This window comes from Microbacterium sp. Root53, assembly GCF_001426925.1.
Lineage (GTDB): Bacteria > Actinomycetota > Actinomycetes > Actinomycetales > Microbacteriaceae > Microbacterium.
Genome location: NZ_LMFR01000023.1, coordinates 87,175 through 102,669 on the forward strand (window position 1 = coordinate 87,175; position 15,495 = coordinate 102,669).

Sequence of the window (15,495 nt, forward strand, 5' to 3'; positions counted from 1 at the left end):
CACGATAATGGCTACCAAGTCCAAGGCTTACGCCGCCGCCGCCGAGAAGATCGAGGCCGGCAAGTACTACACGCCCGCCGAGGCCGTCGCGCTCGCGAAGGAGACGGGCTCGAAGAATTTCGACTCGACCGTCGAGGTCGCGCTGAAGCTCTCGGTCGACCCGCGCAAGGCGGACCAGATGGTGCGCGGCACCGTCATGCTCCCGCACGGCACGGGCAAGACCGCCCGCGTCATCGTCTTCGCCAACGGCCCCGCGGCCGAGGCCGCCATCGCGGCCGGTGCGGATGAGGTCGGCGGCGCCGAGCTCATCGAGAAGGTCGCCGGCGGCTGGACCGACTTCGACGCGGCCGTCGCCGTGCCGGAGCTCATGGGCCAGGTCGGTCGTCTGGGTAAGGTCCTCGGCCCCCGCGGCCTGATGCCGAACCCCAAGACCGGCACCGTCACCCCGAACCCGGCCAAGGCGGTCGAGGAGATCAAGGGCGGCAAGATCGAGTTCCGCGTCGACAAGCACGCCAACGTGCACTTCATCGTCGGCAAGGCCTCGTTCTCGGCCGAGCAGCTGGACGCGAACCTGCAGGCCGCGCTCGACGAGATCGTGCGCCTGAAGCCGTCGAGCTCGAAGGGCCGCTACATCCAGAAGGGCGCCGTGTCGACCACGTTCGGCCCCGGCATCCCGCTGGACGTCAACGCCATCGCGTGACGCAGAGCGTCAGTTAGCTGAGCGACCCCGTCCGGAAGGGCGGGGTCGTTCCGCTTTCCGGGGCCGCGTCAGGCGCTGCGGCGGATCTCGAAGCCGCCGTCCTCCGGCACCGCGAAGGCCGCCCCGCCGGAGGTCTCGAGCGACTGCACCTCGGCGCCCTCGGGACCGTGCTCCATCCACGCCAGCGCCGCCTCGACGGCGCCGGCGTCGCCCGCCAGCACCGCCTCGACGGCGTCGCCGTGGCGGTTGCGCACCCACCCCGCGAGTCCGAGCCGCTGGGCCTGCTCGCGCAATCCGTAGCGGTAGCCGATGCCCTGCACCCGGCCATGGACGATCACGTGCACATGCCTCATGGATCCATGGTGGCGCGACCGGATCGCGCGCGGAAGGGCCCTTGCTTCGCGCCGTGCGCGCGGGTCAGGAGAACGCCAGGCCGGCAGCGAGAGCGAGCATCGCCACCGCGATGAGGCCGTCCAGGATGCGCCACGCGCGCGGCGAGCGGAGCCGGCGGGCGGCGAAGCGGGCGGCGACCGTGAGGAACGAGAACCAGATGGCGCTGCCGAGGATCGCGCCGAGCCCGAACGCCCAGCGCAGGTCGCCGTAGCTGGCGGACACCGACCCGACGAGGAACACCGTGTCCAGGTAGGCGTGCGGGTTCAGCCACGTGATCGCCAGGCACGACAGGATCGCCGGGAGCAGCGTGCCCGTCCCCGTGCGCGTGGTGCGCGCGGGACGCGTGAGCGTCGCCGTCCCGCCCGAGCCGCTCGGAGCGTCCGCGGCGTCATCCGCGGTGGGGGAGGGCGCATCCGGGGCGTCCTCCTCGATCCGGATGGACGCGTGCTCTGGGCGCAGCGCGCGCCAGGCCGCCGACAGGCCGTAGACGGCGAGGAACACCACGCCGGCCCAGCGGACCAGCTCGAACAGCCAGGGCAGGTGCTCGACGACGACGCCGAACCCGGCCACGCCGGCCGTGAAGAGGACGGCGTCGCTGACGAGGCACGTGATCGCCAGCGCCACGGCGTGTCGCCGCTGCACGCCCATGCGCAGCAGGAACACGTTCTGCGCGCCCGGGGCGATGATGAGCGACAGACAGAGGCCCAGGCCGGCCGCGAGCGCGGCGAGCACGGAGGAGGACGAAGCGGCGAGCACGCCTCCACGCTAGGGAGCGCGCGGGCATAATCAAAAGCGACGTTCACGATTCTGCACCAACCTAAGGAATGCTTCATGTGGATCGCCCCGGATCTCGCCGAGACGGTCGCGGCCGTCGTCGACGAGGGCAGCCTCGAGGGCGCCGCCCGCGCCCTGCGCATCACGCCGTCGGCCGTGAGCCAGCGGCTGCGGACGCTCGAAGGACAGCTCGGTCGCGTCCTCGTGGTGCGGTCGAAGCCCGCGCGGGTCACGGAGGCGGGCGCGGTCGTGGTCCGTCTGGCGCGGCAGTACGCCCTGCTCGGCCACGACGCCGGCGTCGAGCTGGGGCTCGAGGGACCCGGGCGGATGCGGGTGCCGATCGCGGTCAACGCCGACTCCCTGGCGACCTGGTTCCTCCCGGCCCTTCAGGGCGTCCTGAGGACGCACGAGGTCGGCTTCGAACTGCATCGCGACGATCAGGACCGGACGGCCGCGCTGCTCGAGGCCGGCACCGTGACCGCCGCCGTCACCTCCCAGCGGGCGCCTATCGGCGGATGCGTCGTGACGCCGCTCGGGGTCATGACCTACGACCCGGTCGCCTCGCCCGCGTACGTGGAGCGGTGGCTGCCCGCGGGCTCGACGCTCGACGCCCTGGCGTCCGCGCCCGTGGTCGAGTTCGATCGCGGCGACGACCTGCAGCGACGGTGGCTGCAGGAGCGCGGGGTCGACCCGTCGCGTCCGCCGCGGCACTACGTGCCCGCGTCGGACGACTACGCCACGGCGATCAAGCTCGGGTTCGGATGGGGGCTGCTGCCGCCGCTGCAGGCGCAGACCGCGCTGGAGGACGGCCGGCTCGTGCGCCTCGACGGTCCGACGATCACCGTGCCCCTGTACTGGCAGCAGTGGAACCTGCGCTCGCCGCTGCTGTCGGACATCCGGGACGCGGTGGTCGTCGGCGCGCGGGCCGCGCTCGCGCCCGCCTGAGCTCGGCGATCAGCCGTCCGAGACCTGCAGCACGAGCTTGCCTCGCGTGCGCCCCGTCTCGAGGTGGCGGTGCGCGTCGGCGGCGTCCTCGAGGTCGAACACGTCCTCGATGTACACCTGGATGGCGCCGGAGTCGAGGAGCCGGCCGATCGTGCTGAGCGCGACCCCGTCCGGCACGACCTTGAACCGCGTCGCGCGCACGCCCGCGTCCGCGGCCGCCTCCGCGTAGCCGGGCCATCCGCTCGACGGCACGACCACGAGCAGGCCGCCCGGGCGGAGCACCTGGAGCGAGCGCGTCACGGTGCTCTCGTCGCCCAGCAGCGCGATCACCACGTCGACGTCGGTGGCGACCTCCTCGAACCGGGTCGTGGTGTGGTCGATCACGACGTGAGCGCCGAGCTCGCGGAGCCACGAGGCGTTGGCCGCGGACGCCGTCGCGCTCACATGAGCGCCGAAGTACGACGCGAACTGCACCGCGAAGTGGCCGACCCCGCCGGCGCCCGCGTGGATCAGGATGCGCTGGCCCTCGTGCGCGTGCGCCGTCTCGACGATGAGCTGCCAGGCGGTGAGCGCCGCCAGCGGCACGCCGGCGGCCTCGACGTGCGAGAGGGACGACGGCTTGCGGGCGAGGGAGGTCGAGGGCACCACCGCGTACTCCGCGTAGGCTCCCGCGGTGCGCGGCACGGCGGCCATCCCGAACACGGGTGTGCCGGGCGGGAGCGGGTGCGCCTCGAACGGGGACGCCACGACGACGCCGGATAGGTCGAAGCCGGGAACGACGGGGTATGAGGCGATCCCGGGGGTGACCCCGCCGCCCGCGCGCGTCTTCGCGTCGATCGGGTTCACGCCGGCGGCGACGACGCGGACGAGCACCTCGTCCATGACGGGGGAGGGGACGGGGATCGTGTCGACCCGCAGCGCGGAGGGATCGCCGGGCCCGTCGAACAGGACCGCGCGCATGTGCTCGGGCGGCGCCTCCACCGTCTCGGCGAGTGCGCCGCGCGGCGCGCGGGCGGTGGTGGTGCGTGCGGCGGAGCGCGGCGGCCGGAATCTCATCGTTTCCCCTCTTCCGAGCGTCGGGGGGATCGCGCGCCGTCGCGGATCCCGTGCCCACAGTCAATCCGGCCTTCGTCACGCCGGTGTTTCCTGGGTGCTACGGGATGCGACGGGGTCCGTCAGGCGTCTGCGGCTCCGTCTCGGTCCGGCACCTCGTCGTGGCTCAGCGCGTGCAGCAGGGCGGCGAGCCGCCGCACGTCGGCGAGGTCCCAGTGCTCGAGCGCACGGGACAGCCCGGGCTCCTCGGGCGCGCGCGCCTGCTCGAGACGGCCGCGACCGAGATCGGTCGCCTCGAGCAGGTGCGCGCGGCGGTCAGCCGGATCCGGCGTGCGCGCCACGAGCCCGAGGTCCTCCAGCTCACGCACCGTTCGGCTGAGCTGACCCTTGTCGATCATCAGGCGCTCGGCGATGGCCGACGCCGTGATGGGGCCGGTGTCGGCGATGGCCGTGAACACCTTGTAGGCACCCGGGAGCATTCCCGGGCTCACGCGCTCGGCGCGGCGTGAGATCAGCCGCCGGACGTGGGCCATGAGCTCCGAGAACTCGAGCTCGACGGAGCGCACCGCGCTCGCGCGCTCCGACGGGTCCTCCGTCGCGCGGTCGTGCCTCCCGGCGTTCATGACCGCCGCCCGCCGCGGGGAGCGTCCGCGTCCTGAGTGGCCCGGCTCTGATCATCCGTCACCGGGATGGCGCCGGTCGCCAGCGGGACTCCCGCCTGGGCGAGCGCATCGTCGACGATCTCCTCGCCGATCCCCGCTGCGGCCTGCTCGCGCATCCGCTCCGCGTTGTTCTTGCGACCGAGCGGGATGTTGGGCAGGAACACGATGCAGAGGATGCTGAGCACGCCGAGGGGGACGCCGACCAGGAACGCATGGGCGATCGACGTGGCCGCGACCTGCTCGACGATGACGCGCACCGGCTCGGGGAGGTCGCGCGCGACCGGCATGGTGCCCGACCGGAACTGCTCGGCGACCTCGGCGCCCCGTGCGCCGAGCCCCGCGATCGCGGTCATCAGCTCATCCCGGCGCTGGGCCAGCAGGTCGGTCATGGTGGATGCCAGGACCGACCCGATCACCGCGACGCCGGCGGTGCCGCCGATCGTGCGGAAGAAGTTGACCCCCGAGCTCGCGACGCCCATCTCCTGGGAGCGGGCGGTGTTCTGGACGACCAGCACGAGGTTCTGCATGGTCATGCCCATCCCGGCGCCGAGCAGGAACATGTAGAGGCCGACCAGTGCCAGATGGGTGTCGGCCGTCAGGGTGGCCAGCAGGCCGTTGCCGATCGTCATGACGACGGCGCCGATCACGAGGTAGCGCTTCCACGCGCCGAAGCGGGTCACGAGCTGGCCCACGACCGTCGAGCAGATCAGCATGCCGGCGGCCATCGGGATGGTCATCAGCCCCGCGCCGGTCGGGTCGAAGCCGCGCGCCATCTGGAAGTACTGGCCCAGGTACACCGCCGTGCCGAACATCGCGACGCCGATCGAGATGGATGCCAGCACCGCCAGCGTGAACGTGCGGTTGCGGAAGAGGCTCAGGGGCACGAGAGGCTCCGCGGCACGGGTCTCCACCCAGATGAACAGCGCCGTCGCGACGATCGCGCCGCCCACCATGACGTACGTCTCGGTGCTCAGCCAGCCGTAGTCCTTGACGTTCGTCACCCAGATGAGCAGCAGGCTGGAGGCGACCGAGAGCAGCACGATGCCGAGGTAGTCGATGCGGACGCGGCGGTTGGCGCGCGGCGCCAGCGTGAGCGTCTTCACGATCACCGCGAAGGCGATGAGGCCCAGCGGGATGCCGACGAAGAAGTTCCAGTGCCAGCCGACCGTGTCGGTGAGCACGCCGCCGATGATCGGGCCGCCGACCGTGGAGACGCCCATCACGACGCCGAACAGTCCCATGTACTTGCCGCGCTCGCGCGGGCTGATGATGTCGGCCATGATGACCTGGCTCAGCGCGGCGACGCCGCCGGCGCCGACGCCCTGGAAGGCGCGCGCTGCGATGAGCATCCCGGGGCTCTGGGCGAAGCCCGCCACGGCGCTCGCCGCGAGGAACAGTGTGAGCGCGACGAGGACGAGGACCTTGCGGTTCGTGAGATCCGCGAGCTTGCCCCAGATGGGCGTCGAGATCGCGGTCGTGAGCAGCGATGCGGTGACCACCCACGTGTAGTCGGTCTGCGTCCCGCCCAGGTCGGGGACGATGATCGGCAGCGAGGTGCCGACGATGGTGTTGGCCATCATCGACGCGAACATCGCCAGCAGGAGGCCGGAGATGGCCTCGAGGACCTGGCGATGGGACATGCGGGTGGATGCGTCGGTCATGCGACCCTTTCCTGCGATTCCAACGGAGAGGCGCGGCGACGTCGGCGCGCAGAAAGTTGCGAGGGGTCAACTATAGGCGTGTTCGTTGACTTTTCGCAACCATTCGGTCTGCGGGCTCCAGGTCGCTCGGCGTTGCGGTCGAGGGGTGTCGCTGGGCGGGGTTAGGGTCGTCGGGTGACACCCGAACTGCAGGCCCGGATCCTCGCGGACTCCCGCGACCGGGTGGGGTGGCTGCGCGCGCGTTCGCGTGGCATCACGGCGACGGATGTCGCGATGCTCACGGCGAGCGAGGTCTCCATCAAGCGCGCGGCGGACCAGAAGCTGATGGGTTCGCGCTTCTCGGGCAATGCGTACACCGACCACGGGCGGCGCCGCGAGCCCGAGATCGCCGCGTGGATCGCGGCCACCCACGGCATCCAGCCCTCGAGCGCGCTGTTCCATGCGGTGGTCGAGAAGCGGCACCTGGCGACCCCGGACGGCATCGGCGTCGACGGGCAGGGTCGCGTCTCGCTCGCCGAGATCAAGACCACGAACAAGTCGTGGCGCTCCATCCCGCGCAGCTATCTGCGCCAGGTCTGGTGGCAGCAGCACGTGCTGGGCGCGGAGCGGACCCTCTTCGTCTGGGAGGAGCACCGCGACTTCCAGCCGCTGCACGACGAGCCGCGCTGCACCTGGATCGACCGTGACGACCGCGAGATCGCGCAGCTCGTGCGCCTCGCCACGCGCCTGATCGACGAGCTCTACCAGCGCACCACGGGACGCCGGGTCACGCCGGCGCCGCTCGACGGCCCGGCCGCGCCGCCGTCGAACCGCGAGGCGCTCCGCGAGCGCGACATGTTCCGCGCCCTCGCCCTCTCCGACTGACCCGAGTGCGGCAGGCGCCGGGCGGCGTCGGGAGCGGTGCGTGCGGTGTGGTAGCCTTGGGGAAGCCGAAGACCGCCGGTCATCGTGATGCGCGCAAGCGCGGAGCGATCGAAGCACTGCTATGCAGGGGCCCGCGCAGGTGTCACGAACGATACATCCGGATTCCGGATCCACGCTCCGTGCGCTTGCGCCGGAGCGTTTCTGCGTTTCGGGGCGGGCTCGGTCGGTTCCCCACCACCGTGGGGCACCTCGTTCACATCAAGGAGTGGCCATGGCGCAGAAGGAAGCATCGGTCGCCGAGCTCACGAAGTCTTTCGAGAACTCGAGCGCCGTCCTGCTGACCGAGTACCGCGGTCTGACGGTTGCCCAGCTCAAGGAGCTGCGCAACAGCATCCGTCAGGACGCGGAGTTCGCCGTGGTGAAGAACACGCTGACCAAGATCGCCGCGAACAACGTGGGGATCTCGGCGCTGGACGACGAGCTCAAGGGCCCGTCCGCCATCGCCTTCGTGCACGGTGACCCTGTCGCCGTCGCCAAGGGTCTGCGCGCCTTCGCCAAGGCACACCCTCTTCTGGTGATCAAGGGCGGCTACTTCGATGGCAAGCCCCTGACCGCCGAGGAGGTCGGCAAGCTCGCCGACCTCGAGAGCCGTGAGGTTCTGCTCGCCAAGACGGCGGGCCTCCTCAAGGCCTCGATGGCGAAGGCTGCCGCCCTCTTCCAGGCACCGCTCTCGAAGACCGTGCGCACGGTCGAGGCGCTGCGTGAGAAGCAGGAGACCGCGGCCTGACAGGCCGTGCGATAAGCACCCCCGAAACCCCGAATAACTAGGAGATACATCATGGCGAAGCTCAGCACCGAGGAGCTGCTCGACGCGTTCAAGGAGCTCACGCTCATCGAGCTCAGCGAGTTCGTGAAGGCCTTCGAGGAGACCTTCGACGTCACCGCCGCCGCGCCCGTCGCGGTTGCCGCCGCGGGCCCCGCCGGGGGCGCCCCCGCCGAGGAGGCCGAGGAGAAGGACTCGTTCGACGTGGTCCTCGAGGCCGCCGGTGACAAGAAGATCCAGGTCATCAAGGTCGTCCGCGAGCTCACCTCGCTCGGCCTCGGCGAGGCGAAGGCCGTCGTCGACGGCGCCCCCAAGGCTGTCATCGAGGGCGCGAACAAGGAGACCGCCGAGAAGGCGAAGGCCGCCCTCGAGGAGGCCGGCGCGACGGTCACCCTCAAGTAATCCGCTTCGGATCCACTTCTTCGAAGGCCCCGGGATGTCCCGGGGCCTTCGTCGTGTCCCGGCGCCGGTGCGACGGCGCTTTCGGTATATCCGCCACGGTTATGTATCGGTTGTCGCGTGGGACGTTGTGCTCCCCGGACGGTGCTCCTAGTTTTGGGGGTCTACGGTCCGTTTGATCGTGACAACACGACGGGAGCAGACGATGTTTACTGCAGTTCGAAAGAGGGCGATCCTCTCCACCGCGGGGATCGGATTCACCGCGCTCACGCTGGCCGCCTGCACGAGCGGCCCGGGTGTCTCCAACGGCGGCGGCGGTGGGGGCGGCGACGGCGAGAGCGCCGAGGTCACCGTCTACGGCACGATCGTGGATGCCGAGGCCGAGCTCCTCGAGCAGTCCTGGGCGGACTGGGAGGAGGAGAACGGCATCGACATCGTCTACGAGGGCTCGCAGGAGTTCGAGGCGCAGATCGCCGTGCGCGCGCAGGGCGGCAACCCGCCGGACCTGGCGATCTTCCCGCAGCCGGGCCTCCTGGCCGACATGGCCAGCCGCGGCTACCTGCTCGAGGCGCCCGAGGGCGTCGTCTCCAACCTCCGCGAGCACTGGGCCGAGGACTGGGAGGGCTACGCGTCCTTCGACGGCACGGTCTACGGCGCGCCGCTGATGGCCAACGTGAAGGGCTGGATCTGGTACCAGCCGGCGTTCTTCGAGGAGAACGGCTACGAGGTCCCGACCGACTGGCAGGGTCTTCTCGACCTGACCCAGCAGATGGTCGACGACCACGGTCAGCCGCCGTGGTGCGCCGGCTTCGGCTCGGACGCCGCGACCGGATGGCCCGGCACCGACTGGATCGAGGACCTCGTCCTGCGCCAGGCCGGACCGGACGTGTACGACCAGTGGGTCGCGCACGAGGTGCCCTTCACCGACCCGCAGATCCAGGCCGCGTTCGACGAGACGGCGAAGATCCTGCTCAACCCGGAGTACGTCAACGCGGGCTTCGGCGACGTCTCCTCGATCGGCTCCACGCCGTTCGGCGACGTGGCGAACGCGCTCGTGTCGGGTGACTGCAAGCTGACGCACCAGGCGTCGTTCCTCGACGGCTTCATCGTGGACGCCGGCGGCGAGGTGGGCGAGGACGGCGACGTCTGGGCCTTCATGCTGCCGCCGTTCGAGTCGGGTGCCGAGGGCGAGGTCGTCACCGGTGGCGGCGAGATCGTCGGCGCGTTCAGCGACGACGAGGCGACCGTCAAGGTGCAGGAGTACCTGTCGAGCCCCGAGTGGGCCAACTCGCGCGTCTCGCTCGGCGGCGTGATCAGCGCCAACAAGGGCCTCGACCCCGCCAACGCGCAGAGCGCCATCCTGCAGGCGGCGATCGAGATCCTGCAGAACGAGGAGACCACGTTCCGCTTCGACGGCTCCGACCTGATGCCTTCGGCCGTGGGTGCGGGCTCGTTCTGGCAGGGCATGCGCGACTGGGTGAACGGCACGCCCACGGATCAGGTGCTCGAGCAGATCGAGTCGGGCTGGCCGGCTGAATAGCCCGACATGGCCGACTTCTTCGGATGGCTGAGCACGCTCTCGCCGTGGCTCGAGATCCCGATCATCATCGGGGTGTTCGTGTTCGCGGTGGGTGTGCTGCTCTTCTTCATCGAGATCGCGCCGCGCGCGGGCCGGGCGTACACCATCGCCCGGCTCGCCGCCTGCGTCCTGATCCCGCTCGGGATCATGTGGGCGCTGCAGTCGTGGTGGTGGGCGATCGCCGCCGCGGGAGTGCTGGGTCTGCTGTTCTTCTGGCTCGACCAGCGCTCCCGCGGGGGCGTCGGCTCGCTGTTCCAGCTGTTCGGCTTCCTCGCCCCTGCGCTCGCCCTGCTGCTGGTAGGCCTCGTCCTGCCGGTGATCCAGACCCTCGTCGCCTCGACCATGAACTCCCGGGGAACCGCGTTCGTGGGGCTCGACAACTTCGTGTGGATCCTCACGCAGCCGCAGGGCATCCGGACGATCGTGAACACGATCGTGTGGGTGCTGATCGCGCCCGTGGTCTCGACCGTGATCGGGCTCGTGTACGCGTACTTCATCGACAAGACACGGGGTGAGAAGGTCTACAAGATCCTCGTGTTCCTGCCGATGGCGATCTCGTTCGTGGGCGCGTCGATCATCTGGCGCTTCATGTACACGGCGCGTCCGGTGGATGCGGAGCAGATCGGCTTCGTGAATCAGATCATCGTCTGGCTCGGAGGCAGTCCGGTGCCGTTCCTGCAGGTGCAGCCCTGGAACACGCTCGCGCTCATCGTCGTGTTCGTCTGGATCTACACCGGGTTCGCCATGGTGGTGCTCTCGGCGGCGATCAAGGGCGTGCCCACGGAGCAGCTGGAGGCCGCCGAGCTCGATGGCGCCAACGGCTACGAGCGGTTCATGAACGTCGTGGTGCCGGGGATCCGGCCGTCGCTGATCGTCGTGCTGACGACCATCGCGATCGCGTCGATGAAGATCTTCGACATCGTCCGAACGATGACCGCAGGCGCGAACAACACGTCCGTGCTGGCGAACGAGATGTACCAGCAGTTCCGCAGCTTCGAGCCGGGCAGGTCGGCGGCGTACGCCGTGATCCTGTTCATCCTCGTGCTGCCGCTGGTCATCTACAACGCCAGGCAGCTCAAGGCCCAGAGGGAGGTGCGCTGATGACCGCGACCGAGCTGATCACGACCGGCCGCAAGGCGAAGGCGCCCGCCTTCGGGGAAGCCAAGCGGCGGCTGACGTCGCCGTGGGCGACGCTCGCGGCGATCATCATCGCGGCGATCTGGACGATCCCGACCTTCGGAATCCTGGTCTCCTCGTTCCGCCCGCGGGTGGAGATCCAGACCACCGGATGGTGGACGGCCCTGCAGAACTGGGGCTGGACGACGGAGAACTACGTCGAGGCGCTCAACACCTCGACGGGCGGGCTCAGCCTGCTGGGCGCGTTCGTGAACTCGTTCGCGATCACGCTGCCGTCGGCGATCATCCCGCTGATCCTCGCGACGCTGGCCGCGTACGGCTTCGCGTGGATGGAGTTCCGCGGCAAGAACCTGCTGTTCGTGCTGGTGTTCGCCCTCCAGATCGTCCCGATCCAGATGGCGTTCATCCCGCTGCTGCAGCTGTTCTCGCAGGGCGAGCTGTTCGGCTTCCCGATCATCCAGGCGTTCTCGGATCAGGCCGGCTACGCGCAGGTCTGGATCGCGCACACGATCTTCGGACTGCCGCTGGCGATCTTCCTGCTGCACAACTTCATCGCGCAGATCCCGGGGGAGGTGATCGAGGCGGCCCGCGTGGACGGCGCCGGGCACGGGCAGATCTTCTTCCGCATCGTGCTCCCGCTGAGCATGCCGGCCATCGCCTCGTTCGCGATCTTCCAGTTCCTGTGGGTCTGGAACGACCTGCTGGTGGCGTTGATCTTCGCCGACGGCAACGTGGCTCCGATCACGAAGCTGCTGGCGCAGATGGTGGGTCAGCGCGGCGAGGACTGGCACCTGCTCACGGCCGGCGCGTTCATCGCGATCATCGTGCCGCTGCTGGTGTTCCTGTTCCTGCAGCGCTACTTCGTTCGCGGCCTGCTGGCGGGTTCCGCCAAGGGGTGAGCGCGAAGGGCTGACGAGACGGAAGGCCCCCGGGATCCGCGCGGAGCGCACGGGTCCCGGGGGCCTTCTTCATGCGCCGGATGCGCCGGAGCGCGTCAGTCGCAGGCGAGGCGGGCGCGGACCGACTCCAGCGCCTGGATCTCGCGCTGCTGGGACTCGGCCATGCCCTCGGCGGTGCGCAGCACGACCGGGTCGCCGCCGAGGCGCTGGATGGCGTCCACCATCTCGATCGCGCCGGTGTGGTGCCGGATCATCAGCTCTGTGAAGAGGCAGTCCTGCTCGGCGCCGGTCGCGGCCCGCAGCTCGTCGAGCTCGGCGTCGCTCGCCATGCCCATCTCGGCTCGCAGCTCGTCCTCGCTCGCCGGCTCGCCCGTCGATCCGCCGTGGTCGTGGCCGCCGTCCTCGGCCATCCACGCCATGAGCGGATCCGAGCCGCGCTGGGGGAGACCCCAGTTGACGATCCAGCCGAACATCTGGCCGGACTGCTGCGCCTGCGCGGTCGCGATGTCGTACGAGATGAGGCGCAGCTCCTCGTCCGAGGTGGCGCGGTACTCGATCATCGCCATCTCGACCGCCTGGGCGTGGTGCACCTGCATGTCGCGCGCGAAGCCGACGTCGGCCGCGTTCGGGCCCGGCTCGGCGCCGCCGAAGGTCGAGAACCGGCCGATCGCGAAGGCGGTGCCGCCGACGAGCAGGATGCCGAGCGCGATCAGCGCCCAGGGACGCGGCCGGTACGGCGCGGTCTCCTCATCCGACATGGGTCAGATCTTGCCGGGGCCCTCGATGCCCGTGCACGAGGCGCCCAGCTCGGGTGCCGTGCCGCCCTGCCAGTACTCCTCGATGAACTGGGCGATGCGCGGGTCGTCGACCGAGTCGACCTTGAGCTGGTGCTCCCAGGCGCTGACGGCGATGGGGGTGTCGAGCCCCTCGTAGGGCGAGACGATCGCGTAGGTGCGCGGCGCCAGGGCCCGCAGCGCGTCGAGGTCGGCGCCCTGCACGACCGCGGGGTCGTAGGTGATCCACACCGCGCCGTGCTCGAGCGAGTGCACCGCGTTCTCGTTCGGCTGCGGCTCCGTGTACACGCCGCAGCTCAGCCACGCGCTGTTGTGCGGGCCGCCCGCGGGCGGGTTCTGCTCGTACTCGACGACGCCGTCGACGTGGTCGGACTCGAGCTCGAAGGTCTCGACGCCCTCGATCTCGACGCCCTCGCTGCCGGCCGTGTAGCTGCGCGGGGCGGTGACGAGCGAGGCCACGACGATGGCGGCCACGGCGAGGATCGCGGTGCCGCCGACGATCCACCACACGAGCTTGCCGCGCTGGCGCTTCTTCAGCTGCCGCTGGTACTCGGCCAGCTTCTCCTGACGCTTCGCCTCACGCTGCTGCTTGGCGGTCTGCTGGAGCTGAGCCTGCTTGGCCGGATTGCCGGAACGCGGGGTGGAGGGCATAACAGAATCGTATGCGGTGCCGCTTGGGATCCGCTCAGTGGGACCGGTCCCCGGGGCGCCCCGCGGGCGTAGCATGTATGTTTCCGCCGCCGACGAAAGCCTGCCGTGCCTGACGCCTCGAACCCGCGCACCGATTCGATCTCCCTCCCCTTCACCGGCCCCATCCCGATCCCGCCCGCCACCGGCGCGATCCGCACGCTCGGACCCGATCCGGCGACCGCGCCGATCGTCCTGCACCCGGGCGATGCGATCCCGGCGTCGCGCCGTCTCCTGTACGTGCTGCTGCTCGGCGCCCTGACCGCCCTCGGGCCCTTCACGGTGGACCTCTACCTGCCGGCGTTCCCCCTGCTGCAGGACGCGTTCGCGACGGACGAAGCGGCCATCCAGCTCACCCTGACCGGCACGATGATCGGCTTCGCCTTCGGGCAGCTGCTGGTCGGGCCGCTCAGCGACACGGTCGGGCGGCGGCTGCCGCTGCTGCTCGCCACCGCACTCCATGTCGTGGCGAGCATGACCGCGGCGGTCGCGCCGAACCTGGCGCTGCTCGGGGCGTCGCGAGTCGCGATGGGCTTCGGCGCGGCCGCGGGCGCGGTCGCGGCCATGGCGATCGTGCGCGACCTGTTCGGCGGCAAGCGCCTGGTCGTCATGCTGTCGCGGCTCGCGCTCGTGACCGGCGTCGCGCCCGTGGTCGCCCCGCTCATCGGCTCGATGCTGCTCGGGGTGATGCCCTGGGAGGGCATCTTCTGGGTGCTGGCCGCCTACGGCGCGCTCATGCTCCTCGCGGCCCTGTTCGTGATCCCGGAGACCCTGCCGCGCGAGCGACGGCACGAGCGCGGCGCGAGCACCGTGTGGCAGCGCTATCGCTCGGTGCTGACGGACCGCGTGTACGTCGGCCTGCTGATCATCGGAGGCCTGACCTTCGCGGGGCTGTTCTCGTACCTGTCGGCCTCGCCGTTCCTGTTCCAGGAGAGCTACGGCTTCGACGAGGTGCAGTACGGGCTGCTGTTCGCGAGCAACTCCCTGGGCCTCGTGGTCGGCAACCAGGTCGCCGCCCGCCTCGCGGCGCGTTTCGGGCCGCAGTGGGTGCTGGCGTTCTCGACCGTCGTGCTCGTCGTCTCGGCGACGCTGATCGTGGTCTTCGACCAGCTGGGACTGGGGCTGTGGGGCACCGCGATCCCGCTGTGGTTCTTCATGACCGCGTGCGGGTTCACGTTCCCGTGCGTGCAGGTGCTGGCGCTGGACCGCCACGGCAAGGCCGCGGGCACGGCGGCCTCGCTGCTCGGCGCGAGCAACGCGGGCGTCGCGGGGCTCATCTCGCCGATCGTCGGCGCGGTCGCCGGGCCCGAGGGCATCACGGGCACGTCCATGGCCGTCGTCATGATCGGATGCGCGCTCGTCGCCGTGATCACGCTCTGGGCAGTCGTGCGGCCGCGTACGGTCGAGATGCTGAACCCCTGACCTGAACCCTGACGCGATCGAGGAGGAGGGCGCCATGAGCGGCGGCCAAGCGCGCACCCGACGCACGTGGATGTGGTGGGGCCTGGGTCTGCTCGCGGGCGGTCTGGCGGTCGGCGCCGTCCTGCAGATCCCCGGCATGGACCCGACGCCGGTCGACATCTGGTGGGACGCCGTCCTGTCGGCCACCCCGGACGGACCCGCGCTCCGGCTCTCGCTCCTCATGGACACCGTGGGAGGCGGGCGCTACGCCATCCTGTGGGTGCCGCTGGCGATCCTCGCACTGCTGCTCGCGCTGAAGCGGCCCTGGGCCGCGGGGTACTTCGCCGTCGCGCTCCTCGTGAGCGCCGGGCTCGTGCAGGTGCTCAAGCACGTGCTGGGGCGCGCCCGGCCCGAGGACATCCTGGTGACCGTGGATGTCGGGTCGTTCCCGTCTGGCCACGTCGCCAACGCCGCCACGCTGGGTATCGCGCTGTGGGTCATCCTGCCCCGGCCGTGGATGGCGGCGATCGCGGGCGTCTGGACAGCCGTCATGGCGTTCTCGCGCACGTACCTGTCGGCGCACTGGCTCACCGACACGGTCGGCGGCGCGCTGATCGGCGCCGGAGCCGCGCTGCTGGTCGCCGTCGCGTTCTCGCGGGGCCTGGTCGTGGAGCGGCGCGCTCGCCGCGGACGGGGCTGACGCGCCCTCTCACCGCGCGGCCGG

17 protein-coding genes are annotated in these 15,495 nt (G+C 70.6%); 10 read left to right on the forward strand and 7 right to left on the reverse strand.

What is annotated here, in order from left to right; genetic code table 11:
- Positions 1 to 7: 7 nt before the first annotated feature.
- Positions 8 to 700 carry a 50S ribosomal protein L1 gene (gene rplA / locus ASD19_RS11315; protein WP_055992735.1) on the forward strand — a complete coding sequence of 231 codons (693 nt, stop codon included), beginning with the start codon at positions 8 to 10 and terminating at the stop codon, positions 698 to 700.
- 68 nt (positions 701 to 768) lie between these two features.
- On the opposite strand, the gene ASD19_RS11320 is transcribed toward rplA, so the two are convergent.
- Together ASD19_RS11320 and ASD19_RS11325 are read right to left on the reverse strand one after the other, a co-directional pair.
- Positions 769 to 1,053: an acylphosphatase gene (locus tag ASD19_RS11320; protein WP_055992738.1), complete on the reverse strand. Its 285-nt coding sequence runs from the start codon at positions 1,051 to 1,053 to the stop codon at positions 769 to 771.
- A gap of 64 nt (positions 1,054 to 1,117) precedes the next feature.
- Positions 1,118 to 1,849 (reverse strand): LysE/ArgO family amino acid transporter, encoded by a 732-nt coding sequence (locus ASD19_RS11325; protein ID WP_235563040.1) that lies wholly within the window; start codon positions 1,847 to 1,849, stop codon positions 1,118 to 1,120.
- Between the two features lie 75 nt (positions 1,850 to 1,924).
- Here ASD19_RS11325 and ASD19_RS11330 point away from each other — a divergent pair, with 75 nt between their 5' ends.
- Entirely contained in the window at positions 1,925 to 2,812 is an 888-nt protein-coding gene (locus ASD19_RS11330; protein WP_055992744.1) for a LysR family transcriptional regulator ArgP, read from the forward strand.
- 9 nt (positions 2,813 to 2,821) lie between these two features.
- Here ASD19_RS11330 and ASD19_RS11335 read toward each other — a convergent pair whose 3' ends face one another.
- The 3 genes from ASD19_RS11335 to ASD19_RS11345 all read right to left on the reverse strand — a co-directional run bounded on the left by ASD19_RS11335 (position 2,822) and on the right by ASD19_RS11345 (position 6,188).
- Positions 2,822 to 3,868 carry an NADP-dependent oxidoreductase gene (locus ASD19_RS11335; protein ID WP_055992747.1) on the reverse strand — a complete coding sequence of 349 codons (1,047 nt, stop codon included), beginning with the start codon at positions 3,866 to 3,868 and terminating at the stop codon, positions 2,822 to 2,824.
- Between the two features lie 119 nt (positions 3,869 to 3,987).
- Positions 3,988 to 4,488: a MarR family winged helix-turn-helix transcriptional regulator gene (locus tag ASD19_RS11340; protein ID WP_055992750.1), complete on the reverse strand. Its 501-nt coding sequence runs from the start codon at positions 4,486 to 4,488 to the stop codon at positions 3,988 to 3,990.
- Positions 4,485 to 6,188: an MDR family MFS transporter gene (locus ASD19_RS11345; RefSeq protein WP_055992753.1), complete on the reverse strand. Its 1,704-nt coding sequence runs from the start codon at positions 6,186 to 6,188 to the stop codon at positions 4,485 to 4,487. The genes ASD19_RS11340 and ASD19_RS11345 overlap by 4 nt, the downstream gene beginning before the upstream one ends.
- A 174-nt stretch (positions 6,189 to 6,362) precedes the next feature.
- Between ASD19_RS11345 and ASD19_RS11350 the strand changes: the two genes are divergently transcribed.
- The 6 genes from ASD19_RS11350 (at position 6,363) to ASD19_RS11375 (ending at position 11,889) form a co-directional block, all read left to right on the forward strand.
- Positions 6,363 to 7,052, forward strand: coding sequence for a YqaJ viral recombinase family protein (locus ASD19_RS11350; RefSeq protein WP_055992757.1), 690 nt, complete (start codon positions 6,363 to 6,365; stop codon positions 7,050 to 7,052).
- A gap of 271 nt (positions 7,053 to 7,323) precedes the next feature.
- The gene (gene rplJ / locus ASD19_RS11355) at positions 7,324 to 7,839 is read left to right on the forward strand and encodes a 50S ribosomal protein L10 (protein ID WP_055992760.1); all 516 of its coding nucleotides are present in this window, start codon (positions 7,324 to 7,326) and stop codon (positions 7,837 to 7,839) included.
- Between the two features lie 51 nt (positions 7,840 to 7,890).
- Entirely contained in the window at positions 7,891 to 8,277 is a 387-nt protein-coding gene (gene rplL, locus ASD19_RS11360) for a 50S ribosomal protein L7/L12 (RefSeq protein ID WP_055992763.1), read from the forward strand.
- Between the two features lie 202 nt (positions 8,278 to 8,479).
- Positions 8,480 to 9,814, forward strand: coding sequence for an ABC transporter substrate-binding protein (locus ASD19_RS11365; RefSeq protein ID WP_055992766.1), 1,335 nt, complete (start codon positions 8,480 to 8,482; stop codon positions 9,812 to 9,814).
- A 6-nt stretch (positions 9,815 to 9,820) separates the two neighbouring features.
- Entirely contained in the window at positions 9,821 to 10,954 is a 1,134-nt protein-coding gene (locus tag ASD19_RS11370) for a carbohydrate ABC transporter permease (protein WP_055992769.1), read from the forward strand.
- The gene (locus ASD19_RS11375) at positions 10,954 to 11,889 is read left to right on the forward strand and encodes a carbohydrate ABC transporter permease (RefSeq protein ID WP_055992772.1); all 936 of its coding nucleotides are present in this window, start codon (positions 10,954 to 10,956) and stop codon (positions 11,887 to 11,889) included. The genes ASD19_RS11370 and ASD19_RS11375 overlap by 1 nt, the downstream gene beginning before the upstream one ends.
- Positions 11,890 to 11,984: 95 nt before the next feature.
- Here the strand turns inward: ASD19_RS11375 and ASD19_RS11380 are convergent, their stop codons facing one another.
- Both ASD19_RS11380 and ASD19_RS11385 read right to left on the reverse strand, forming a co-directional pair.
- The gene (locus tag ASD19_RS11380; protein WP_055992775.1) at positions 11,985 to 12,647 is read right to left on the reverse strand and encodes a DUF305 domain-containing protein; all 663 of its coding nucleotides are present in this window, start codon (positions 12,645 to 12,647) and stop codon (positions 11,985 to 11,987) included.
- 3 nt (positions 12,648 to 12,650) lie between these two features.
- Positions 12,651 to 13,334, reverse strand: a complete 684-nt coding sequence (locus ASD19_RS11385) for a DUF3105 domain-containing protein (RefSeq protein WP_055992778.1) — start codon at positions 13,332 to 13,334, stop codon at positions 12,651 to 12,653.
- Positions 13,335 to 13,439: 105 nt separating this feature from the next.
- On the opposite strand from ASD19_RS11385, the gene ASD19_RS11390 reads away from it, so the two are divergent.
- A complete protein-coding gene (locus ASD19_RS11390) occupies positions 13,440 to 14,792 on the forward strand; it encodes a multidrug effflux MFS transporter (protein ID WP_082543159.1) in 1,353 nt (450 codons plus the stop codon).
- Between the two features lie 34 nt (positions 14,793 to 14,826).
- Positions 14,827 to 15,471: a phosphatase PAP2 family protein gene (locus ASD19_RS11395; RefSeq protein WP_055992782.1), complete on the forward strand. Its 645-nt coding sequence runs from the start codon at positions 14,827 to 14,829 to the stop codon at positions 15,469 to 15,471.
- The last annotated feature ends 24 nt before the right edge of the window (positions 15,472 to 15,495 follow it).

Excerpts from the sequence above, each read along its gene's own strand:
- rplA (WP_055992735.1), top strand. The coding sequence starts at position 8 with ATGGCTACCAAGTCCAAGGCTTACGCCGCCGCCGCCGAGAAGATCGAG.
- ASD19_RS11320 (WP_055992738.1), bottom strand. The coding sequence starts at position 1,053 with ATGAGGCATGTGCACGTGATCGTCCATGGCCGGGTGCAGGGCATCGGC.
- ASD19_RS11330 (WP_055992744.1), top strand. The coding sequence starts at position 1,925 with ATGTGGATCGCCCCGGATCTCGCCGAGACGGTCGCGGCCGTCGTCGAC.
- ASD19_RS11335 (WP_055992747.1), bottom strand. The coding sequence starts at position 3,868 with ATGAGATTCCGGCCGCCGCGCTCCGCCGCACGCACCACCACCGCCCGC.
- ASD19_RS11340 (WP_055992750.1), bottom strand. The coding sequence starts at position 4,488 with ATGAACGCCGGGAGGCACGACCGCGCGACGGAGGACCCGTCGGAGCGC.
- ASD19_RS11345 (WP_055992753.1), bottom strand. The coding sequence starts at position 6,188 with ATGACCGACGCATCCACCCGCATGTCCCATCGCCAGGTCCTCGAGGCC.
- rplJ (WP_055992760.1), top strand. The coding sequence starts at position 7,324 with ATGGCGCAGAAGGAAGCATCGGTCGCCGAGCTCACGAAGTCTTTCGAG.
- rplL (WP_055992763.1), top strand. The coding sequence starts at position 7,891 with ATGGCGAAGCTCAGCACCGAGGAGCTGCTCGACGCGTTCAAGGAGCTC.
- ASD19_RS11365 (WP_055992766.1), top strand. The coding sequence starts at position 8,480 with ATGTTTACTGCAGTTCGAAAGAGGGCGATCCTCTCCACCGCGGGGATC.
- ASD19_RS11370 (WP_055992769.1), top strand. The coding sequence starts at position 9,821 with ATGGCCGACTTCTTCGGATGGCTGAGCACGCTCTCGCCGTGGCTCGAG.
- ASD19_RS11375 (WP_055992772.1), top strand. The coding sequence starts at position 10,954 with ATGACCGCGACCGAGCTGATCACGACCGGCCGCAAGGCGAAGGCGCCC.
- ASD19_RS11380 (WP_055992775.1), bottom strand. The coding sequence starts at position 12,647 with ATGTCGGATGAGGAGACCGCGCCGTACCGGCCGCGTCCCTGGGCGCTG.
- ASD19_RS11385 (WP_055992778.1), bottom strand. The coding sequence starts at position 13,334 with ATGCCCTCCACCCCGCGTTCCGGCAATCCGGCCAAGCAGGCTCAGCTC.
- ASD19_RS11395 (WP_055992782.1), top strand. The coding sequence starts at position 14,827 with ATGAGCGGCGGCCAAGCGCGCACCCGACGCACGTGGATGTGGTGGGGC.